The 20,669-nt window shown below is 65.3% G+C and carries 20 protein-coding genes; 12 read left to right on the top strand and 8 right to left on the bottom strand.

All coding sequences use genetic code 11. From position 1 onward, the window contains the following. Positions 1-43: 43 nt before the first annotated feature. The gene (locus QX051_RS13415; protein WP_315757781.1) at positions 44-979 is read left to right on the top strand and encodes an ABC transporter permease; all 936 of its coding nucleotides are present in this window, start codon (positions 44-46) and stop codon (positions 977-979) included. A gap of 3 nt (positions 980-982) precedes the next feature. Beyond that, the gene (locus QX051_RS13410; RefSeq protein ID WP_315737232.1) at positions 983-1,885 is read left to right on the top strand and encodes an ABC transporter permease; all 903 of its coding nucleotides are present in this window, start codon (positions 983-985) and stop codon (positions 1,883-1,885) included. A gap of 149 nt (positions 1,886-2,034) precedes the next feature. On the opposite strand, the gene QX051_RS13405 is transcribed toward QX051_RS13410, so the two are convergent. The 6 genes from QX051_RS13405 to QX051_RS13380 all read right to left on the bottom strand — a co-directional run bounded on the left by QX051_RS13405 (position 2,035) and on the right by QX051_RS13380 (position 7,671). Continuing rightward, positions 2,035-2,739 (bottom strand): ABC transporter ATP-binding protein, encoded by a 705-nt coding sequence (locus QX051_RS13405; protein ID WP_315776444.1) that lies wholly within the window; start codon positions 2,737-2,739, stop codon positions 2,035-2,037. Next, entirely contained in the window at positions 2,723-3,454 is a 732-nt protein-coding gene (locus tag QX051_RS13400; protein WP_315776443.1) for an ABC transporter ATP-binding protein, read from the bottom strand. Before QX051_RS13400 ends, QX051_RS13405 begins: the two co-directional genes overlap by 17 nt. Then, positions 3,451-4,455 carry a branched-chain amino acid ABC transporter permease gene (locus QX051_RS13395; RefSeq protein WP_315776442.1) on the bottom strand — a complete coding sequence of 335 codons (1,005 nt, stop codon included), beginning with the start codon at positions 4,453-4,455 and terminating at the stop codon, positions 3,451-3,453. The genes QX051_RS13400 and QX051_RS13395 overlap by 4 nt, the downstream gene beginning before the upstream one ends. Further along, positions 4,455-5,333 carry a branched-chain amino acid ABC transporter permease gene (locus QX051_RS13390; protein WP_315737227.1) on the bottom strand — a complete coding sequence of 293 codons (879 nt, stop codon included), beginning with the start codon at positions 5,331-5,333 and terminating at the stop codon, positions 4,455-4,457. The genes QX051_RS13395 and QX051_RS13390 overlap by 1 nt, the downstream gene beginning before the upstream one ends. 193 nt (positions 5,334-5,526) lie before the next feature. Next, on the bottom strand, positions 5,527-6,771 hold the full coding sequence (locus QX051_RS13385; protein WP_315776441.1) for an ABC transporter substrate-binding protein: 1,245 nt from the start codon (positions 6,769-6,771) through the stop codon (positions 5,527-5,529). A gap of 81 nt (positions 6,772-6,852) precedes the next feature. Then, positions 6,853-7,671 carry a putative hydro-lyase gene (locus tag QX051_RS13380; RefSeq protein ID WP_315776440.1) on the bottom strand — a complete coding sequence of 273 codons (819 nt, stop codon included), beginning with the start codon at positions 7,669-7,671 and terminating at the stop codon, positions 6,853-6,855. Positions 7,672-7,784: 113 nt separating this feature from the next. Here QX051_RS13380 and QX051_RS13375 point away from each other — a divergent pair, with 113 nt between their 5' ends. From QX051_RS13375 to QX051_RS13360, 4 genes are all read left to right on the top strand, one after another. Beyond that, a complete protein-coding gene (locus tag QX051_RS13375) occupies positions 7,785-8,747 on the top strand; it encodes a LysR family transcriptional regulator (protein WP_315776439.1) in 963 nt (320 codons plus the stop codon). Further along, positions 8,744-9,994: a Zn-dependent hydrolase gene (locus tag QX051_RS13370; RefSeq protein ID WP_315776438.1), complete on the top strand. Its 1,251-nt coding sequence runs from the start codon at positions 8,744-8,746 to the stop codon at positions 9,992-9,994. Before QX051_RS13375 ends, QX051_RS13370 begins: the two co-directional genes overlap by 4 nt. Positions 9,995-10,215: 221 nt before the next feature. Further along, positions 10,216-11,127, top strand: a complete 912-nt coding sequence (locus QX051_RS13365; protein ID WP_315776437.1) for an NAD(P)-dependent oxidoreductase — start codon at positions 10,216-10,218, stop codon at positions 11,125-11,127. A gap of 46 nt (positions 11,128-11,173) precedes the next feature. After that, the gene (locus QX051_RS13360) at positions 11,174-11,527 is read left to right on the top strand and encodes a hypothetical protein (RefSeq protein ID WP_315776436.1); all 354 of its coding nucleotides are present in this window, start codon (positions 11,174-11,176) and stop codon (positions 11,525-11,527) included. 6 nt (positions 11,528-11,533) lie between these two features. Here the strand turns inward: QX051_RS13360 and QX051_RS13355 are convergent, their stop codons facing one another. Beyond that, positions 11,534-12,607, bottom strand: a complete 1,074-nt coding sequence (locus QX051_RS13355) for a tartrate dehydrogenase (RefSeq protein ID WP_315776435.1) — start codon at positions 12,605-12,607, stop codon at positions 11,534-11,536. Positions 12,608-12,767: 160 nt separating this feature from the next. On the opposite strand from QX051_RS13355, the gene QX051_RS13350 reads away from it, so the two are divergent. From QX051_RS13350 to QX051_RS13325, 6 genes are all read left to right on the top strand, one after another. Continuing rightward, complete coding sequence (locus tag QX051_RS13350; protein WP_315776434.1) at positions 12,768-13,544, top strand: SDR family oxidoreductase; 777 nt, start codon at positions 12,768-12,770, stop codon at positions 13,542-13,544. 79 nt (positions 13,545-13,623) lie between these two features. Next, complete coding sequence (locus tag QX051_RS13345) at positions 13,624-15,048, top strand: amidase (protein WP_315776433.1); 1,425 nt, start codon at positions 13,624-13,626, stop codon at positions 15,046-15,048. A gap of 205 nt (positions 15,049-15,253) precedes the next feature. After that, on the top strand, positions 15,254-16,576 hold the full coding sequence (locus QX051_RS13340; protein ID WP_315737218.1) for an MFS transporter: 1,323 nt from the start codon (positions 15,254-15,256) through the stop codon (positions 16,574-16,576). Between the two features lie 26 nt (positions 16,577-16,602). Continuing rightward, positions 16,603-17,265, top strand: coding sequence for a sulfite oxidase-like oxidoreductase (locus QX051_RS13335; RefSeq protein WP_315737217.1), 663 nt, complete (start codon positions 16,603-16,605; stop codon positions 17,263-17,265). A gap of 167 nt (positions 17,266-17,432) precedes the next feature. After that, entirely contained in the window at positions 17,433-17,798 is a 366-nt protein-coding gene (locus tag QX051_RS13330) for a hypothetical protein (RefSeq protein WP_315737216.1), read from the top strand. Positions 17,799-18,383: 585 nt separating this feature from the next. Beyond that, complete coding sequence (locus tag QX051_RS13325) at positions 18,384-19,601, top strand: bifunctional alpha/beta hydrolase/OsmC family protein (RefSeq protein WP_315776432.1); 1,218 nt, start codon at positions 18,384-18,386, stop codon at positions 19,599-19,601. Between the two features lies 1 nt (position 19,602). On the opposite strand, the gene QX051_RS13320 is transcribed toward QX051_RS13325, so the two are convergent. Beyond that, positions 19,603-20,649, bottom strand: a complete 1,047-nt coding sequence (locus tag QX051_RS13320) for a YeeE/YedE family protein (RefSeq protein ID WP_315737714.1) — start codon at positions 20,647-20,649, stop codon at positions 19,603-19,605. Positions 20,650-20,669 lie beyond the last annotated feature (20 nt).

Genomic DNA, 20,669 nt, shown 5'->3' with positions numbered 1-20,669 from the left:
CTCCTTGTCTCTCTCCCCGCACACAGGACGACAGGTTGCATCCGTGGCCGTGACGATCGACAATTCGCCTGACAGCGTGGCGCCGGCGGAGAGCGCTTTGCGCAAGATCACCATGCGCTCGATCGCCTGGCTGCAGGCCGGCCCGATGATGCTGGTGTTCGCGCTGTTCTTCCTGTTGCCGCTCGTGCTCGTCGTCGTCGTCAGCGCCTGGGACTACAACGAATATGAGATGATCCCGGCGTTCAGCTTCCGCGGCTACACCGACACGTTCGAGGGCTGCGTCGCCAACCTGCCCGAGCTGTGCACCATCCTGAAGACCTATCTCAAGACCCTGAAGCTCTGCCTGCTGACCTGGGGCCTGACGCTGATGATCGGCTTCTGGGTCGCCTATTTCCTCGCCTTCCACGTTCGCAGCAAGACCTGGCAGATCGTGCTGTCGCTGTTGTGCACGATCCCGTTCTGGACATCGAACGTGATCCGGATGATCGCCTGGATCCCGCTGTTGGGGCGCAACGGCCTCGTCAATCAGGGCCTGCAAGGTGTGGGCATCGTCAACAAGCCGATCGAATGGCTGCTGTTCTCCGAATTTTCGGTGGTGCTGGCGCTGGTGCACCTGTTCACGTTCTTCATGGTGGTGCCGATCTTCAATTCGATGATCCGCATCGACAAGCGGCTGATCGAGGCCGCCTATGATGCCGGCGCGTCGGGCTGGCAGACACTGGTCAACATCGTCATTCCGCTGTCGAAGCCCGGCATCGTGATCGGCTCGATCTTCGTGATCACGATCGTCATGGGCGACTTCGTCACCATCGGCGTGATGGGCGGCCAGCAGATTGCCTCCGCCGGCAAGATCATCGAAGCGCGCCTCTCCGCGCTGCAATTCCCGGCCGCCGCCGCCAATGCCGTGATCCTGCTCGGTATCACCATCATCATCATCTCCGCGCTGACGCGGATCGTCGACGTACGCAAGGAGCTCTGAGCCATGGGCGACAAGCGGCCGCGCTCGTTCTACATCCTCGCCTTGTTCTTTTCGGCCTATGTGCTGTTCCTGTACGGGCCGATGATCGCGATCTACATCCTGTCATTCCAGGGGCCTGACGGCGGCCTCACCTTTCCGATGAACGGGGTGTCGCTGACCTGGTTCGGCAAAGTGTTTTCCGGCGGCGGCATCGTCGATATCGGCGCGGCGTTCAAGCGGTCGCTGGCGCTCGGGCTCGTCGTGATGGTGATCACCGTGGTGCTGTCGGTCGCCGCCGGCATGGCCTTCCGCAAGCCGTTCCGCGGCGCCTCGGTGCTGTTCTACACGGCCATCGCCAGCCTGATCATGCCGTCGATCATCACCTCGCTCGGCATAGCGCTCGAATTCCGCCTGATCGACGACTTCGTCAACAAGCACGGCGCCAATGTCGGGCTCGGCTGGCTCGCTGACGGCTATACCACGGCCATGGGCCTGTTCACGTCGGGCCTGGGTGCGCATCTCACCTGGACCTTGCCGTTCGGCCTCCTGATCATGTTCGCGATCTTCAACCGCTTCGACGGCCGGCTGGAGGAAGCCGCACGCGACCTCGGCGCCACGCCCTGGCAGACCTTCCGCCACGTCGTGCTGCCGATCATCCTGCCCAGCGTGGTCGGCATCGGCCTGTTCGGCTTTACGCTCTCCTGGGACGAGCTCGCCCGCTCCAGCCAGGCCATCGGCTCCGTCAACACCCTGCCGCTGGAGCTGCAGGGCCTGACAACGACGGTGACGAAGCCCGACATCTACGCGCTGGGCACGCTGACCTCGGCGGTGTCGTTCGTGGTGATCTTCGCCGCGCTGTCCGTGATCCTGGTGCTGCAGGCCCGCCAGCGCCGCCAGGGCTCCGACGCTGGTAAGGGCATGGTGTAGCTGCATGAAAACGTAGGGTGGGCAAAGGCGCGCCGCGGTCGTCGCTCATTTGCCAAGGTGTCTCGCGCGCCGTGCCCACCGACCTCCCTCACCGGCACCGCCGGTGGGCACGCGGCGCCTAACGGTGCCGCTTTGCCCACCCTACCCGACTACAATCCCAAATACGCCTTCCGCACATCCTTGTTGCCGCTGATCTCAGCCGCCGTGCCCTGCATCAGGACGCGGCCGGTCTGGAGGATGTAGGCGCGGTCGGCGATCTCCAGGCATTCGGCCATGCGCTGCTCGACGATCAGCACGGTCATGCCGGCATCGCGGATGCGCTTGACGGCCTGGAAGATCTCGTCGACCAGCTTCGGCATGATGCCCTGCGACGGCTCGTCGAGCATCAGAAGCCGCGGCCGGGTCATCAAAGCGCGGCCGATCGCCAGCATCTGCTGCTCGCCGCCGGACAAGGTCTCGGCGCGCTGCTCGAGCCGCTCGGACAGCCGCGGAAACAGTGTGAATACGAAGTCGAGCGGCTCCTCGCGGTTGGCCTCACCGCGATACAGATAGCTGCCGAGCCTCAAGTTGTCGCGTACCGAGAGCCGCGGAAACAGCCGCCGGTTCTCCGGCACATAGGCAATGCCCTTGGCCGTGATCAGATGCTGCGCCATGCCGTCGATGCGATTGCCGTCGAAGGTGACGGCGCCGGCACGCGGCCGCTCGGCGCCGGCGATCGATTTCAGAAGCGTCGACTTGCCGGCGCCATTGGCGCCGGCGACGCAGACGATCTCGCCCTTGTTGACGTCGATCGAGACATTCGAGATCGCGACCAGGCCCTGATAGGCGGTGGTGACGTCACGCACCGACAGCATGGCGGTCTCCAAGATAGGCGGAAATGACTTTGGGATCGCGGACGACATCCTTGGGCTTGCCTTCGATCAGCACCTTGCCGAGATCGAGCACGATGGCGCGGTCGACCAGCGGCATCACGATCTCCATGACGTGCTCGACCATCAGCACCGTGATGCCGGTGTCGCGCACGCGACGCACGAGCTCGACGCCCTTTTGTGACTCGACCGGCGTCAGGCCGGTCAGCACCTCGTCGAGCAGCAGCAGCTTCGGCTCGGTCGCGAGCGCGCGGGCCACTTCCAGCCGCCGCTTCTCCGACGGCACGAGGTCGCTCGCCAGCACGTCGGCACGCGTATCGAGCCCGCAGAAGGCCAGCACGTCATGCGCCTTCCGCCGCGCCTCGCGCATGACAGTGGTGCGCACCAGCGCGCCGACGATGACGTTCTCGATCACCGTCATGCTCTCAAAGCTCTTCACGACCTGGAAGGTGCGGCCGATGCCACGCTGGCAGCGCTCGGCTGCCGGCAGCGCCGTGACGTCCTCGCCGTCGAAGATGATCGCGCCTTCAGTCGGCTTGAACGCGCCGGCAATCAGGTTGAACAAGGTCGACTTGCCGGCGCCGTTCGGCCCGATCAGGCCGACGATCTCGCCGCGCCCGACCGAAATCGAGACGTCGGAGTTCGCGGTCAGGCCGGAGAAGCGCTGGGTGATGTTGCGGGTTTCCAACAGCGCGGTCATGACGCCACCGCCTCTCTCGCCGGCTGGGCGGCCGGCCTCGGCTTGCGGGAGAACAGACTGACTAGCCCCTGCGGCCGCGCCAGCGAGATCGCGATGATCAGGCCGCCATAGACGATCAGGTCGACGCCGCGGCCCGAGCCGCCGATATAGGAGCGGGTCAGCTCGGTCAGCGGGATCAGGATGACGGCACCGAGCATCGGGCCCCACAAGGTGCCGATGCCTCCGAGCACGGCAGGCAGCGCCATCAGCAACGAGAACTGGAAGCCCATGACGCTCTCGGGGTCGATATAGGAGACGAACTGCGCATAGAAGCTGCCGCCGATGGCGACCAGGAAGGCCGAAACGGCCGCCGCCCCCATCTTGGAGTTGAACACGTCGACGCCGAGGCTCTCCGCCGCGACCGGATTGTCCTTCACCGCGCGCCACCAATAGCCCCACTTGGAATCCTCGAGCCACCAAGTCACGAACCAGGCGACGCAGGCCAGCGCCAGCGCAAAGTAGAAGTACGGCAGCTTGGAGCGGGTGAACTGGAAGGTCAGCCACGAGTCGCGCCGCACCGGAATGTCGATGCCGAGCGCCGCACCCGCCCAGTCCCAGTTCTGAAACAGCAGCAGCGTGATCTCCGCGATCACGATGGTCGCGATGACGAAGTAATGGCCGCCGAGCCGGAAGCAGGGATAGCCGAGCGCCATGGCGATGACGGCAGAGATCAGACCGCCGGCGAGCATGCCGAACCACGGCAGCACGCCGAACTTGGTGAACAGGATCGCGGTGGTGTAGGCGCCAAGCCCGAAATACAGCGCGTGTCCCAGCGAGATCTGGCCGCAATAGCCGGACAGAATGTTCCAGCTCTGCGACAGCGCCGCATACATCAGGGTCAAGACCATGATGTTCTGGACGTAGACGTCCTTGACGAACAGTGGCACCGCGGCCGCGACCGCGGCGAGGAAGGCGGCGAGGACGAGGTCGCGCCGGCGGCGTTGGATGAATGCCTTGTCCATCAGATCGATCCGAACAGGCCGCGCGGGCGGATGAAGACGACGAGGAGATAGACGCCGTAGATGCCGACGGTCTTGAGTGACGGCGGCAGGATCAGCGTGGTGATCGCCTCGACCAGGCCGACGACGATGCCGCCGGCAAAGGCGCCAAACACGCTGCCGAAGCCGCCGAGCGCGACCGTCACATAGGCGATGGTCGCGAACGACGCGCCGACATCCGGGAAGACGTAGAAGAAGATCGCCATGACCGCGCCGGCAAGACCGACCAGCGCCGCGCCAAGGCCCCAGCCGAGCGCGAACACCTTGTTCTTGTCGATGCCGACCAGCGCCACGGCGCCGGCATCCTCACGCGTCGCCTCCAGCGCGCGGCCGAAATCGGTGCGGTGGATGAAGAAGTACAGCCCGGCGAAGGCCGCGATCGCGATCAGCGCGCCGACCAGCTGCGGCTGCGGCAGGTAGATGCCGGCGATCGAGATCGTCTTGCCGCCGAGCCAGGAGTGCGGAATGCTGCGATAATCCGGCGTGAAGAAATACTGCGCGACCCCGCGCATCAGCACCGCGAGCCCGAAGGTGGAGAAGATCTGCACCATGCCGGTATTGGCCTTGGCACGGACCGCGAATCTGACGATCAGCAGATAGACCACGGCCCCGAACACGAACAGAGCGGCGGCGACCAGCGGCGCCGCAAGCAACGGGTCGAGCGCAAAGAACGCGAACAGGAAGAAGGTCGCGTACATCGCGATCATCAGGAACTCGCCATGGGCGAAGTTCACGACGTCCATCAGCCCGAAGATGAGCGCCAGCCCCACGGCGATCAGGCCGTAGAGCAGGCCCATCAAGAGGCCGCTGGCGAGACTTTGGATGATTGTTTCTGCTGTCACAGATATTGCCCCACTCTCGATGTGACACTTGGTGTCGTCCTGGCGAAAGCCAGGACCCATAACCACGACTGTTTTTGTGGGGCACGACGACGACCAATCATCGTCCAACCACGGCCTCGGAGTATGGGTCCCGGGTCGGCGCCGCCACGCGCTGACGCGCGTCGCGGCTTGCCCGGGACGACACTCGAGGTTGCTACTTCATCGGCCAGGTGGCTTGGGCCACCGCGGCCTGGGTCGGGAAGATGGTGACGAACTTGCCGCCGACATATTGCAGCAGCACCGGATCGGCGTCGTTGTTCTGGCCGCTCTCGTCGAACTTCACCCGCTTCCACGGCATGATGGTCTGCTCGCCCGGCATGTCGGTCGCGGCCAGCGCGTCGCGGATCTTCTCGCCGTCAACAGACTTGGCGCGGTTGATGGCATCGGCCATCACGATCAGGCCCATGAACTGGCGCGACGAGTAGTCGTTGAAGTCCTTGCCCGACTTGGCCTTGAACATGTCGTTGATCTTGCCGACCATCGGCCGCTTGGCGGCGAGATCGAGCGAGAACGAGCCGCGCGAGATCACGCCTTCGAGCTTGTCGCCGACCGCGTCATACAGCGCCTTCTCCGAGAAGCCGGCGTCCTGCGCCACGATCGCATTCGGCTTGTAGCCGAGCTCGGCCATGGTCTTGACCAGCAGGATGCCGTCGGTGGTGTAGCTCGACGGCATCAGCACGTCGGCATTGGCCGCCTTGAGCTGCTGCACCTCGGCCGACAGCGACGGCGAGTTGGCGCGGTATTTGATGTCGGCGACGACCTTGTAGCCGCGCTCGTTGGCGAGCTTGAGCTGGGCGTTGCTCGAATCCGTGCCGAAGATGGTGTCCTCGTGGAACAGCGCGAGCGTCTCGATCTTGGTGCCCTTCTTCTTCATCGCATCGAAGAAGTCGAACATCGCCTGCGAGAACATCTCGTCATGCGGCGCGGCGCGGAAATAGTATTTCAAGCCGCGGCGATGCAGGCTCGGCGAGGAGTTGTCGGCGGAGAGATATGGGATCTGGTAGCGCTCGCAGATCTGGCTCGCGGTGACCGCGACGGCACTCTGATAGGAGCCGATGACGGCTGCGACCTTCTCCTGCGTGATCAGGCGCTCGGCCTCGGCGCGGCCCTTCTGCGGATCCGCCTGATGATCGGCGAACACCAGCTTGATCTTGGCGCCGCCGAGACCCGGCAGACCTTCGGTGCGGGCGAGCGGCAGGTCGAAATCGTACTTGCCGTTGATGATCTCGGCCGCGGTCTCGAACGCGCGCTGCGCGTCGACGCCGATCTGGGCGCTGGCGCCCGAGAACGGATAGATGACGCCGATCTTCACTTCCGATGTCTGGGCGCGGGCGGCGATCGGACCGAAAGCAGCGGCAGCGGTGGCTCCAAGCAGGACGTTACGGCGCGTAATGGTCATGGCAAGATCCTCTGATGAAAGCGCATCGATGAAGCGGTTGACGTCGGTGGTAAAGGCTCAAAAAGCAGCACAAGCTGCTGATTAGAGGACGGCGAGATCCTTGTTCCTGAGATCGGTGATCAGCATCAGGCCCGGCGCGTGGGTAATGGCGAAGGGCAGCTTGGCCGCGGCAATGACCGCCTGCGGTGTGACGCCGCAGGCCCAGAAAACAGGGATTTCGTCCGCGGCGACGGGCACCGGATCGCCGTAGTCCGGCGTGTTGAGATCAGCGATGCCGATCTGCTCAGGATGACCGAGATGCACCGGCGCGCCGTGCACCGCGGGAAAGCGCGTCGTGATCTGCACGGCGCGGATCGCCTGCGCCGACTTGAACGGGCGCATCGACACCACCATCGGCCCCGCGAACGGCCCCGACGGCGTGCAGGCGATGTTGGTGCGGTACATCGGCACGCGACAGCCCTGCTCGATGTGGCGGATCGGCAGACCGTCCGCCATCAGCGCCTCCTCGAACGAGAACGAGCAGCCGAGCACGAAGGTGACGAGATCGTCGCGCCAATGAGCAAGCAGATCGGTCGGCTCCTCGACCATCTCGCCATCGCGCCAGACGCGATAGCGCGGCACGTCGGTGCGGATGTCGAGGTCGGCGCCGAGCGCCGGAATGAAAGGATTGCCCGGTTCGGACATGCCGATGATCGGACACGGTTTTGGATTGAGCTGGCAGAAGCGGTGGAAGGCGCCAGCGTACGTCTCGGGGATAATCGCCAGATTGCCCTGGACGAAGCCGTTTGCGACCCCCGCCGTGCTCCAGCCCCTGCCGGTGCGATAATCCAGGCGGGCTTGATGGCTCGGGAGAAGTTCACTCCCACCCGCTGATTGCTGCAATGCCGCAGAAACAGTCATTTGTGCCACTTGCCTAATATCTCGACAAACTCACTGAACATCAGCCATGCTATAAAGTCTAATCTTCGTTTTTAATCGGGATCGATAAGACAAATTGATCCGAGCGGGGCGCGATGTTGGATTTCCGTTCCATCGAGACCTTCCTCTGGGTGGTGAAGCTTGGCAGCTTTCGCGGCGCGGCGCAGCGCCTGAACACCACTCAGCCGGCCATTTCCCAGCGGATCGCCCAGCTCGAGCGCGAGCTCGGCGTCAAGCTGCTGAACCGCGACCACCGCGTGGCGTCGCCGACTGCGAGCGGACGGCAGATGCTGGTGTATGCCGAGAAGCTGATCGGCCTGCGCGCGGAGATGCTGGCCGAGGTCGGCGACCGCTCCGCGATGCGCGGCGTGCTCCGGCTCGGTGTCGCCGAGACCATCGTGCACGACTGGCTGCCGCGGCTGATCAAGAGCGTCAACGAGAGCTATCCGAACCTCTCGCTGGAGATCGAGGTCGACGTCACGCCGAACCTGCATGCGCGGCTGCTGGCGCAGGAGATCGAGCTCGCCTTCGCGCTCGGCGCGCCCTCCGAGTCCGGCATCCGCAGCCGCGTGCTGTGCGACTATCCGATCAGCTTCCTCGCCAGCCCCTCTCTGGGTTTCGGCAAAGGCCTGATCACGGCGGAGCAGATGGCACGGTTTCCAATCATTACCTTCCCGCGCAACACCCAGCCCTACGACAATGTGCGCTCGCTCTTCAATCGCCCGCATCTGCCGCCGATGCGTCTGCACGCCAGCGCCTCGCTGGCGACCGTGATCCACATGGCCGTCGAGGGCCTCGGCGTCGCCGTCATTCCCGCGGCGATCGTCGCCAACGAGATCGAGCGCGGACGCCTGCAGGAGTTGAAAACGGATTTGCGGATTCCGCCGCTGACCTTCACGGCGAGCTGGCTGTCATCGCCCGAGATGGTCGCGATCGAGCGCGTCGCCGAGCTCGCAGCCAGGACGGCGCAGACGGCCAGCCATCCGGCGGCATCGGTTGACGCCATCGTCGCGGCGCGCGATGGACAGGATGCCGGAGTACAGGGATTTCAAGCATGAGCCGCGCCGTCACCAATCTGCAGATCGATTCCGCCCGCCTCTGGGACAGCATTCACGAGACCGCCAGGTTTGGCGCGACGCCGAAGGGCGGCGTGCGGCGGCTGACCTTGAGCCAGGAGGACAAGCAGGTCCGCGACTGGTTCCGCAAAGCCTGCGAGGATGCCGGGCTCGACGTGCACGTCGACACGCTCGGCTCGATGTTCGCACTTCGCAAGGGTCGCGACATGGCGAAGCCGCCGGTCGGGCTCGGCTCGCATCTCGACACCCAGCCGACGGGCGGCAAGTTCGACGGCATCCTCGGCACGCTCGGCGCGCTGGAGGTGATCCGCACGCTCAACGACGCCGGCATCGAGACCGACGCGCCGCTCTGCATCGTCAACTGGACCAACGAGGAAGGCTCGCGCTTCGCGCCGGCGATGATGGCGTCGGCCGCCTATGTCGGCGACTTCACGGTCGAGGACATTTTGTCGCGGACAGATGCCGCAGGCATGACCGTGGGCGCGGCGCTGGACGAGATCGGCTATCGCGGCGAGACCAAGGTCGGCACGCAGACATTCTCGGGCTTCGTCGAGCTGCACATCGAGCAGGGTCCGATCCTGGAGGCCGAGAACAAGACCATCGGCGTGGTCGATCACGGCCAGGGCGTGTTCTGGTACGACGGCAAGGTCACCGGCTTCGAGAGCCATGCCGGCTCGACGCCGATGCCGCTGCGCCGCGACGCGCTGCTGGCGCTGTCGGAGTTCGCGCTCACCCTGGAGCAGATCGCGCTCAAGCTCGGACCGAACGCGGTCGCCACCATCGGCGAGGCCGTGATCGCCAATCCCTCGCGCAACGTGATCCCCGGCGAGATCGCCTTCACCATCGACTGCCGCAGCGCCGACGCCGATACGCTGGACGCGCTCGATGCCAGCCTGCGTGCGGCGGCGAGCGAGATTTCCAAGAAGCGCAAAGTCGAGATCGCGATCGACCAGGTCTGGCGCAAGCCGCCGACGCACTTCGATCCCAAGCTGGTCGATGCCGTCGAGCGCGCTGCCGGCACGCTCGGCTATTCGCACCGGCGCATCACGTCGGGAGCGGGCCATGACGCCTGCAATCTCAACACGATCACGCCGGCCGCGATGGTGTTCGTGCCCTGCAAGGATGGCATCAGCCACAACGAGCTCGAGGATGCCACGCAATCCGACTGCGCCGCCGGCGCCAACGTGCTGCTGCACACCGTGCTGTCGCTGGCGGGCGTGGCGTCGTGATCTACTGCTTCAATCTACTCCACTATCAATGACTAATCATAAGCCTGAATAGCGCGGGCACGCTGGGCTCCCCTCCCCCTTGCGGGGAGGGGTCGGGGGTGGGGGTCCACAACGGCGGTGTCGCCCGGGGCTCCCCCCTCCCCAACCCTCCCCCACAAGGGGGGAGGGAGCACAGCTTCGTCGGCGCGACTGCTCGGCACATCCCGAAAGGAGACCATCACGTGCGCGGAGTTTTCATCGACGCCAACGAGTCGCTTGCCGAGATCTTCGAGCGGCAGCGCAAAGCCGGCGATCCGGAGATGCGCGTGCATCTCGATCCGGACATCAAGCCTGAGGACTGGCCGGCCATCCTCGACGGCGCCGAGATCGGCGTGGTCGATCACACCGCCCTACCGACCGATGTCGCCAGGCAATGCAAGGGCCTCAAGCACGTCGTGTTCCTCGGCACCGGCGCGCGCAGCTACATGAATCCGGAGGAGCTGGCCGAGCTCGACATCACCGTGCACCTGATCAAGGGCTATGGCGATACGGCAGTTGCAGAAGCAGCGATCGCGCTGATGTGGGCCTCGGCCCGCGGCATCGCGCAGATGGACCGCGAGATGCGCGCCGGCAACTGGCTGCGCGATGACGGCATGCAGTTGACCGGCAAGACCCTCGGCCTGATCGGCTTCGGCGGCATCGCCGCGGAGGTCGCGCGCATCGCGTCGGGCAGCGGCATGAAGGTGATCGCCTGGAACCGCTCGCCGAAGAGCCATCCGGGCGTGACGTTCGTCGATCTCGATACGCTGCTGAAAGAAAGCCACGTCGTCTCGCTGCATCTCCTGCTCAACGACGAGACCCGCGGCTTCCTGTCCCGCGACCGCATCGCGCAGATGCGGCCGGGCGTGATCTTCGTGAACACCGCCCGCGCGGCCATCGTCGACGAAGCAGCGATGATCGACGCCCTGCGCTCCGGCCACATCCGCCACGCCGGCCTCGACGTCTTCAACACCGAGCCGCTGCCCGCCGGTCACGTACTGACCACCATCCCCAACGTGACGCTGTCGGCGCATTCGGCGTTCCGCACGCCGGAAGCCAGCGAGAACCTGATCCACGCCGCTTGGGAGCACTGCCGCAGGGTGGCGAAGAAGTAGTTGTTGACGCGTAGGGTGGGCAAAGCGGCCGCCGCTAGGCGGCAGCGTGCCCACCGTCGATCAGCGCGTACGCAGCAAGACGGTGGGCACGGCGCCACCGCGATCTCATGCGGGGATGCAGCAGAGCCGCGCCTTTGCCCACCCTACGGCTCTCTCCTTCGTCATTGCGAGCGAAGCGAAGCAATCCAGAGTCCCCGCGACGGCCCTGGATTGCTTCGTCGCTACGCTCCTCGCAATGACGATGTTGATCGAGCTGCCGCCCCCCCACCGTCGTCCCGGCGAACGCCGGGACCCATACCGCGTGATTTATCTGTGGCGCGCGGTGGCAGATATCGGCGGCTACAATGACGGCCGGTGGTTATGGGCCCCGGCGTTCGCCGGGGCGACATCGAGCAAATAGCGGCGACTAGTCCACCATGTCCGCGACGGCCTTGCCGCACGCCACCGTATCCGCATTGCCGCCCAGATCCCGCGTGCGCAGCGTCCGCTCCGCCAGCGTCCGCTCGATCGCGCCGACGATCGACTGCGCTGCAGTCTTCTCTCCCAGATGCTCCAGCATCATCGCGCCCGACCAGATCATGCCGATGGGGTTGGCAATCCCCTGCCCTGCGATATCCGGCGCCGAGCCGTGCACCGGCTCGAACACCGACGGGAAATTGCGCTCGGGATTGATGTTGCCCGACGGCGCGATGCCGATGGTGCCGGTGCAGGCAGGTCCCAGATCGGACAGGATGTCGCCGAACAGATTGGAGCCGACGACGACGTCGAACCAGTCCGGGTGCAGCACGAAGTTCGCGGTGAGGATGTCGATGTGGTACTTGTCCCACTTCACGCCCGGATAGTTCTTCGCCATCGCCTCGACGCGCTCGTCCCAGTAAGGCATCGTGATCGAAATGCCGTTGGACTTCGTCGCCGAGGTCAGGTGCTTCTTCGGCCGGGATTGCGCGAGCTCGAAGGCGAACTTCAGGATGCGGTCGACGCCGGTGCGGGTCATCACCGTCTGCTGGGTGACGAACTCGCGATCGGTGTCCGGGAACATGCGGCCGCCGACCGACGAATATTCGCCTTCGGTGTTCTCGCGCACCACCCAGAAATCGATGTCGCCGGGCTTGCGACCCGCCAGCGGCGACGGCACGCCGGGCATCAGCCGCACGGGACGCAGATTGACGTACTGATCGAACTCGCGGCGGAACTTGATGAGCGAGCCCCACAGCGACACATGGTCTGCGATCTTGGCGGGCCAGCCGACGGCGCCGAAATAGATCGCGTCATGGCCGCCGATCTGCGCCTTCCAGTCGTCCGGCATCATCTGGCCGTGCTTCTCGTAATAGTCGTAGCTCGAGAAGTCGAAATGATCGAACTGCACCGCGACGCCGTGCTTCTTGGCCGCCGTCTCGATCACGCGAATGCCCTCGGGCATGACCTCCTTGCCGATGCCGTCGCCGGGAATGACTGCGATGCGATAGGGCTTCTTGCTCATCGAGCGGATCCTTGGTCGTTTACGCCGGTACGCCCGGCTGAAATGGCGAATGCCTGAATGAACCAAACCACGCCCAAGCGCAACGCTGCGGTGCAAGATTGACCGCATGGCTGACGCGCCAGACAATCCTATCTCCTCACCCATCCCAGCGAGCACGTCCATGGACCTTCATCTGCGCGGCAAGCGCGTTCTCATCACCGGCGCGTCCAAGGGGATCGGTGCCGCAGCCGCCGAAGCCTTCGCCGAGGAAGGCTGTCACGTCAGGCTTGCAGCGCGCAGTGGCGACCGGCTCGCGGCCCTGGTCGAGCAGCTGCGATCGAAGCATCAGATCGATGCGGCCGCGCATGTCGTGGACCTGCGCAAGAGCGAGGACGTCGCGCGGCTGGCCGAAGCTGCTTCCGATATCGACATCCTCGTCAACAATGCCGGCGACATCCCGGGCGGCGCGATCGACAAGATCGACGAGGCGGCCTGGCGGCATGCCTGGGACCTGAAGGTGTTCGGCTTCATCAATCTGACGCGCCTGGTCTATGCGCAGATGAAGGCGCGCGGTGGCGGCGTCATCATCAACGACATCGGCGCGGCCGGCGAGAAGTTCGACGCCAACTACATCTGCGGCAGCGCCGGCAATGCGGCGCTGATGGCCTTCACCCGCGCGCTCGGCTCCAAGAGCCTCGCCGACAACATCCGTGTGGTCGGCATCAATCCCGGGCCGGTCGGCACCGATCGCCACGTCACTCTGCTCAAGACCCGCGCCAAGCATCAGTTCGGCGACGAGAGCCGCTACACCGAATTCCAGAAGAGCCTGCCGCTCGGCCGTCCCGCGCATGTCAGGGAGATCGCCGACCTGATGGCGTTCCTGGCCTCGGACCGTGCCGGCTACACCTCCGGCGTGATCTATACCGTCGATGGCGGCATCAGCGCAGGGTGGGGTTGATCGCCGCGACCTTTCCACCTCAGCCGAAACATGATCTACGACTTTGCGCCGGGACGCTTCCAATCAGGAGAACTGCACTTTGGCCGACCAGGGATTGATCCGCGAGAGCGCCTGCGCCGTCGTCGACAAGTTGAAGTCCGGCAAGGTCACGCCGCTGGATTGCCTCGACGCGCTGGAAGCGCGCATCGCAGCCGTCGACGGCAAGGTCAATGCGCTGCCGACGCTGTGCTTCGACCGCGCGCGCGATCACGCCAAGGCGCTGATGCAGAAACCGGCTGCCGAGCGCGGGGTGCTGGCCGGGCTGCCCGTGCCGATCAAGGACCTCACCGACGTCGCCGGCGTGCTCACCACCCAGGGCTCGCCGATCTTCAAGGACCGGATTCCGGAACGCTCTGATCTCATGGTCGAGCATCTCGAAGCCAATGGCGGCGTGATCTACGCCAAGTCGAACACGCCGGAGTTCGGCGCCGGCGCCAACACCTTCAACGAGGTGTTCGGCGCGACGCGCAATCCCTGGGACACGTCCCGCTCGGCGGCCGGCTCCTCCGGCGGCGCCGCGGTGGCGCTTGCCACCGGCATGGCCTGGTTGGCGCATGGCTCCGACATGGGCGGCTCGCTGCGCAATCCCGCGAGCTTCTGCGGCATCGTCGGCCTGCGCCCGAGCTTCGGCCGCGTCGCCCATACGCCGGCCGTCGCCATCGACCGCAATCTCGGCGTCCAGGGCCCGATGGCCCGCAACGTCGAGGATCTCGCGCTGCTGCTCGACGCGATGAGCGGCGAGCACGCCGCCGATCCGATCTCGCTGCCCTCGCCTGCGACGTCGTTCCTGGCCGCGGCGCGCTCCGGCAAGAGGCCGGTTCGCGTTGCCTACTCTCCGGATCTTGGCATCACGCCCGTGGATCCGGAAGTCGCGGCGGTCACGCGCAAGGCGGCGCAGCGCTTCGCCGAGTTGGGCGTGATCGTCGAGGAGGCGCATCCCGATTTCAGCGAGGCGCATGAATGCTTCCACGTGCTGCGCGCGCTCGACTTCGCGATGAGCAAGGCTGAGCTGTTGCGCACCAAGCGCGACCTGTTGAAGCCGGAAGTGATCTGGAACATCGAGGAAGGGCTGAAGCTCACGGTCGCGCAGATCGCGCGCGCCGAGGCGCAGCGCGTGGCGATCACCGCGCGCGCCGTCAAGTTCTTCGAGACCTATGATCTGCTGCTGGCGCCGGCCACCATCGTACCGCCCTTCCCGGTCGAGAACCGCTACGTCGCCGAATGTGCCGGGCATAAGTTCGACAACTACGTGCAATGGCTCGGCATCGTCTACGCGATCACGCTGGCCTGCTGCCCAGCCCTGTCGCTGCCCTGCGGCTTCACGGCGTCGGGTCTTCCGGTCGGACTGCAAATGGTCGCGGCACCGCACGCCGACGCCAAGCTGCTCGCAGGCGCCAAGGCGCTGGAGGACGTCCTCGGCGTTGCCGGCTCGACCCCGATCGATCCGCGCGCGCCGAAGGGCTAAGTCATTCCCCTCATCCTGAGGAGCCCGCCGAAGGCGGGCGTCTCGAAGGATGGGCCGCAGCGTGATGCGCCCCCGCCTCGACACTGCTTGTGGCACGCGCGCAGAGTTCCATGCGCTGAACATGGGACCCATGTCCGTTATCGTCTGTGGCAATCGGGGCTGCTGCCGTAGAAGGGCCGCAAATCACGCTTGCCGGAGACCGGATATGACTGACCAGGTGATCGAGCCTGCCGAAGAAGCCACGACGTTCAGCGACGTCGAGCGCCGCATCAAGGCGATCCTGATCGGCTCGGCCGGCAACCTGGTCGAATGGTACGATTTCTATGCCTATACGGCGTTTGCGCTGTATTTCGCGCCGGCCTTCTTTCCATCGAAGGACCCGGTCGTCGAGCAGCTCAACGCCGCGGTCGTGTTCGCCGCGACCTTCCTGATGCGCCCGCTCGGCGGCTGGCTGTTCGGCTATCTCGCCGATCACCATGGCCGGCGGCTGTCGCTGACCGTCTCGGTCCTCTGCATGTGCTTCGGCTCGCTGATCATTGCGGTGACGCCGACCTATGCCACCATCGGCATCGCCGCGCCGATCATCCTGGCGCTCGCCCGCGTCATCGAGGGCCTCAGCCTCGGCGGCGAGTATGGCGCCAGCGCCACCTACCTGTCCGAGGTCGCCGACGCCAAGCATCGCGGCTTCTATTCGAGCTTCCAATACGTCACCCTGATCGGCGGCCAGCTCACCGCGATCATCGTGCTGCTGCTCCTGCAGAAGGTGTTCTTGACAACCGAGGAGCTCAAGGCATGGGGCTGGCGCATTCCATTTGCGATCGGCGCCGGCCTCGCCATCTTCACCGCCGTCATGCGGCGGAACCTGCATGAAACCGAGGCCTTCGTGGAAGCAAAGAAGACGGTCAGTCCGTCGGGATCGATCACCACGCTGCTCAAATATCCGAGAGAGCTGCTGCTGGTGGTCGGCCTGACCGCGGGTGGCACGGCGGCATTCTACACCTTCACGACCTACATGCAGACTTTCGTCAAGCTGTCGGTCGGCCTCACCGAGGACCAGACCACGATGGTGATCTTCGGCTCGCTGCTGTTTGCCTGCGTGCTACAGCCGCTCTATGGCGCGATCTCCGATCGCATCGGCCGCAAGCCGCTGCTGATCTTCTTCGGCGTCGCCGGCACGCTGGCGACGATCCCGATTCTGACCGTGCTGCAGGGCACCAAGGAGCCGTTCACAGCTTTCCTGCTGATCTGCGGCGCCTGGATCTTCACGGCCGGCTACACCTCGATCAACGCGGTGGTGAAGGCCGAGCTGTTTCCGACCAATGTCCGTGCGCTCGGTGTCGGCCTGCCCTACGCGATCACCGTCTCGCTGTTCGGCGGCACCGCACCGGCTATCGCGCTCTACTTCAAGAGCATTGGGCACGAGACCTGGTTCTATTATTATCTCACGGGCGTGATCTTCACGTCGCTATTGATCTATGCGACCATGCGTGACACCAAGCATGCGTCGGCGATGCACCGCCATGAATGAGCTGCCACCACGGATGAGGTGCCGTCATGGCTGACGAGTCCGGGCTACCGCCCGAGAGCAAGCTGACCCGCAGCAAGGAGCGCTGGGCTCACGAGGGCAAATTCCTGACCGGCCGGATCGTGCGGCCCGAGGACCAGCGCCTGCCGCCGGGCCAGCATCTGACCCGCGACTGGCCGGTGCTTGATCTCGGCCTGACGCCCTCGGTCACATCAGAGCGCTGGCGGCTCGACGTCTATGGCGCGGTGGAAAATCCTCTGTTCTGGGATTTCTCCGCCTTCCTCTCCCAGGAGCAGCGCCAGTTCACATCCGACATTCATTGCGTGACGACCTGGTCGCGCTACGACAATCAATGGGAAGGGCTTGCGACGCGCGACCTGCTTGCCGCCTGCCGGCCGCGCGACACAACCGATTTCGTCGTGCTGCATTCCTACGACGGCTACACGACCAATCTCGCACTGGAGGACTTCGCCGCCGAGGACGCCCTGCTCGCGCATAGCTGGTCCGGCGCGCCGCTCACCCAGGAGCATGGCGGCCCGGTCCGCATCGTCGTGCCGCATCTGTATTTCTGGAAGAGCGCAAAATGGCTGAAGGCGATCGAATTCCTAGACAAGGATGCGCCCGGCTATTGGGAGGTGCGCGGCTATCACAACCGCGGCGATCCCTGGGCCGAGCAGCGCTATTCGGACTGACGGGCTTCCGTGGCGCCGAGCGAGCGGAGCCGTAGGGTGGGCAAAGACGCGAAGCGTCGTGCCCACCGCCGTCGCCACTGAAATGAAGCTGAAAAGAAAAGAATGGTGGGCACGCTCCGCTTTGCCCACCCTACGGGCTCAGTTTCCGAACCTGCCAGAGATATCGCATGGAGTTCACCTCAGAAACCGGCAAGATCCCCAAGGGCTACGGGTATCTTCTCAAGCCGAGCGTCATCCTCGCCGCACTGACCGCAAGAGATCTCGGCGGCATTCGCATCCACCTCGTTCGAAGCCACGGCAGGCGTCTGTTCGATGCGCGATATCGGCCGCCGGACGGCGACATTCCTTATGAGCGTCTCAACATCAAAGTCGGCACCGCGCACGAGCGGGACTTGCCTGGACTTCGTCGGCGCGCGAAGGACGAAGCCCTGCCCGCGCTCGTCCAATGGATTTCCGACCTCGTCGCGCAAGACCTGCCGACAGCGATCCGGCACGGCGAACAGGAGATCGAGCTTCTGCCTCCGCGAGACTGATCATTGCTGCGTCGCGTGCGCGATTGATGCTTGCCCGGCCCCCCGGCCCAGAAATATCCCCCTTGCATATTTCTGAAAATCGTGATTTATTAACCGCCATCCCGCCTCGTTGCAGAGGGGCGTATCGCGATCGTCACGGACGTGGAGCGCGGGATGCGGTGGGCGCAACGGGTTGCAGCGTGGTCTTCCATGCGGACGAACGATCCGGTGCGCACGGCGAAATCGTGTGGTCTCGGCGCCGCGGTGCTGGCGTCAAGTCGTGGTGCGGATGACGCGCATCGCGATGACGGGGGCAAGACAGCCGTTCCCCGGAGAGAGCACGTATAAGCCGTTCCAACCATTGCGCAGGGAAGGCCGGGATGTCCTCAGCCGTACCTGTGGTTCTGCCGCCTGCATTTTTTCCGCAGGCGGGCCATGGGGGCGGCAGGCTCCCGACCTTCCCTGCGCCCTCTCGATTGCAGAGGGGCAAAGATCCGCAAAGCTCGGGCCGTTGCAGGGCCGCGAGAATGCGCCATCATGTCTGCTGGAATGGCCTTATCTGTTGTATGACGATGTGCAGTGAAGACGCAACGAATGGGGCCCAAAATGGCGACCGAACGTTTCCAGTTTGAAGGCGCAAGCGGCGAGCAGCTTGCCGCTGCGCTCGACCTGCCCAACGGTTCGCCGCGCGCTTACGCGCTGTTCGCGCATTGCTTCTCCTGCGGCAAGGACACGCATGCGGCGCGGCGCATCGCCATGGCGCTGACGGCGCATGGCATCGCCGTGCTGCGGTTCGACTTCACCGGCCTCGGCTCCAGCGAAGGCGACTTCGCCAACACGACGTTCTCCTCCAACGTCGCCGATCTTGTCCGCGCCGCCAATCATCTGCGCGAGACCCGACAGGCGCCGGCGATCCTGATCGGCCACAGCCTCGGCGGCGCCGCTGTGCTGGCGGCCGCCGGCGCCATTCCCGATGCCAAAGCCGTCGTGACGATCGCCGCGCCTTCGGATCCGGGCCATGTCACCAACATGTTCAAGGACAGCCTCGAGGCGATCCGCCGCGACGGCTCGGCCGAGGTCTCGCTCGCGGGGCGCCCGTTCCGGATCAGCAGCTCCTTCCTCGACGACATCGCCGAGCAGCGCCTGCTCGACAAGGTCAAGCATCTGCACAAGGCACTGCTGGTGATGCACTCGCCTGTCGACGAGACCGTCGGCATCGACAACGCGACCCACATCTTCGTCGCTGCCAAGCATCCGAAGAGCTTCATCTCGCTCGATCACGCCGATCATCTCATCAGCAGCAAGCTAGATGCCGCCTATATCGCCGAGGTGATCGCGAGCTGGGCCGGCCGCTACGCCGCACCGGCGCCGGTCGAGCTTGCGGCCACCGATGGCCCGCGCGACGTCATCGTGCGCGAGACGCGGGCGAGCAAGCTGCAGCAGAGCATCGCGCTCGGGCCCCACCATCTCACCGCAGACGAGCCGCTCTCCGTCGGCGGCCAGGACTCCGGTCCGGGCCCCTACGACCTTCTGCTCGCGGCGCTCGGCGCCTGCACCTCGATGACGATGCGGCTCTATGCCGACCGCAAATTGCTGCCGCTCGACCTGATCACCGTGACCCTGCGTCACAACAAGATCCATGCGGAGGACTGCGCGGCGTGCGAGACCAAGGTCGGGCTGATCGATCAGCTCGAGCGCGAGATCCACATGGACGGCGCGCTCGATGAGGAGCAGCGCAGGAAGCTGATGGAGATCGCCGACAAGTGCCCGGTGCACCGGACGCTGACGTCGGAGATCCGCATCGTCACGCGTGCGACGGACTGAGCTAACGCGCCGCTTCCGGCTCCATCTTCAGCGGCCGCACGCGCAAGGCGCCGCGCAGGCCTGCGGCCGTGCCGATGAAAATGCCGGTGATGGCAACGAACGATGGCAGCGCCAAAGTGGAGAGTCCCGTGAGCCCCTGCCCGACCGAGCAGCCCAGCGCCATCACGCCGCCGATGCCCATCAACGCGGCGCCGCCAACCGAGCGCAACATGTGATTCGGCGAATGAAAGCCTTCGAGCTTGAAACGGCGCGTGACCAGTGCCGTCACGAGACTCCCCGCCAGCACGCCGGCGACCGTCGCGATGCCGAAGTTCACCGTCGAGCCGGTCGACAGCATCACATATTGCAGGCCGTCGGCGATCGGCGCGACGAAGGTCAGGGACGCCACCGGCACCGGGTTGAAATCATCGGCACCGAGATGGCCGGTCGCGAACCAGCCGGCCGCGATCAGCAGGCCGACGACGAGGCCCGCGAGCATCTGCCCCGGTGCGCGCCGGAACGGCGCATGCGCGAAGGCGAACACGATCAACACGCTGCCAAGCGCAAGCGCCGGCAAGAGGCGCGCTGGCGCACCGTGCAGGCCGCCGGCCGACAGCAGCACAGGAAGCGATGCCGCCATGGCCGTGGTCTGCGAGGCCTGCATCAGCGCGATGCGCAACGGCGCGATCAGGCCCTTCAACGTCATCTCCGCTGCGATCGCCAGCACCGTCACCACGACGAAGGAGCGCAGATTGCCGCGACCGAGCAGCACCAGCGCGCGCGAGCCGCAACCGTTGGCGAGCACCATGCCGTAGCCGAACAGGACACCGCCCAAGAGCATCAGCGGCACCGAGAAGGTCGGCTGCAGATAGATCGATTTGCCGAGATCGACGACCCCGTTGGCCGCGAGCAGCTGTGTGGCGACGATGGCGATGCCCATCGCCAGGGCGAAAGTTCGCACCAGCCGGCGGTCGCCGTCGGCCCACCAGCCGCGCAGGCTGCTCATCATGCAGAAGCCGCTGAGCAGCCCGACCACGCCATAGATCAGGCCGATCATGAGACCGGCCATCACGGCCAGATTGGCGGCTT

The sequence above is a fragment of the Bradyrhizobium sp. SZCCHNR1053 genome, from assembly GCF_032381235.1.
Lineage (GTDB): Bacteria > Pseudomonadota > Alphaproteobacteria > Rhizobiales > Xanthobacteraceae > Bradyrhizobium.
The sequence above is the reverse complement of the archived record's forward strand: the minus strand, read 5'-3'. Positions and strand labels throughout refer to the sequence as shown.

Excerpts from the sequence above, each read along its gene's own strand:
- QX051_RS13380 (WP_315776440.1), bottom strand. The coding sequence starts at position 7,671 with ATGACTGTTTCTGCGGCATTGCAGCAATCAGCGGGTGGGAGTGAACTT.
- QX051_RS13340 (WP_315737218.1), top strand. The coding sequence starts at position 15,254 with ATGACTGACCAGGTGATCGAGCCTGCCGAAGAAGCCACGACGTTCAGC.
- QX051_RS13330 (WP_315737216.1), top strand. The coding sequence starts at position 17,433 with ATGGAGTTCACCTCAGAAACCGGCAAGATCCCCAAGGGCTACGGGTAT.
- QX051_RS13410 (WP_315737232.1), top strand. The coding sequence starts at position 983 with ATGGGCGACAAGCGGCCGCGCTCGTTCTACATCCTCGCCTTGTTCTTT.
- QX051_RS13375 (WP_315776439.1), top strand. The coding sequence starts at position 7,785 with ATGTTGGATTTCCGTTCCATCGAGACCTTCCTCTGGGTGGTGAAGCTT.
- QX051_RS13355 (WP_315776435.1), bottom strand. The coding sequence starts at position 12,607 with ATGAGCAAGAAGCCCTATCGCATCGCAGTCATTCCCGGCGACGGCATC.
- QX051_RS13400 (WP_315776443.1), bottom strand. The coding sequence starts at position 3,454 with ATGACCGCGCTGTTGGAAACCCGCAACATCACCCAGCGCTTCTCCGGC.
- QX051_RS13335 (WP_315737217.1), top strand. The coding sequence starts at position 16,603 with ATGGCTGACGAGTCCGGGCTACCGCCCGAGAGCAAGCTGACCCGCAGC.
- QX051_RS13395 (WP_315776442.1), bottom strand. The coding sequence starts at position 4,455 with ATGGACAAGGCATTCATCCAACGCCGCCGGCGCGACCTCGTCCTCGCC.
- QX051_RS13325 (WP_315776432.1), top strand. The coding sequence starts at position 18,384 with ATGGCGACCGAACGTTTCCAGTTTGAAGGCGCAAGCGGCGAGCAGCTT.
- QX051_RS13370 (WP_315776438.1), top strand. The coding sequence starts at position 8,744 with ATGAGCCGCGCCGTCACCAATCTGCAGATCGATTCCGCCCGCCTCTGG.
- QX051_RS13385 (WP_315776441.1), bottom strand. The coding sequence starts at position 6,771 with ATGACCATTACGCGCCGTAACGTCCTGCTTGGAGCCACCGCTGCCGCT.
- QX051_RS13350 (WP_315776434.1), top strand. The coding sequence starts at position 12,768 with ATGGACCTTCATCTGCGCGGCAAGCGCGTTCTCATCACCGGCGCGTCC.
- QX051_RS13405 (WP_315776444.1), bottom strand. The coding sequence starts at position 2,739 with ATGCTGTCGGTGCGTGACGTCACCACCGCCTATCAGGGCCTGGTCGCG.
- QX051_RS13320 (WP_315737714.1), bottom strand. The coding sequence starts at position 20,649 with ATGGCCGGTCTCATGATCGGCCTGATCTATGGCGTGGTCGGGCTGCTC.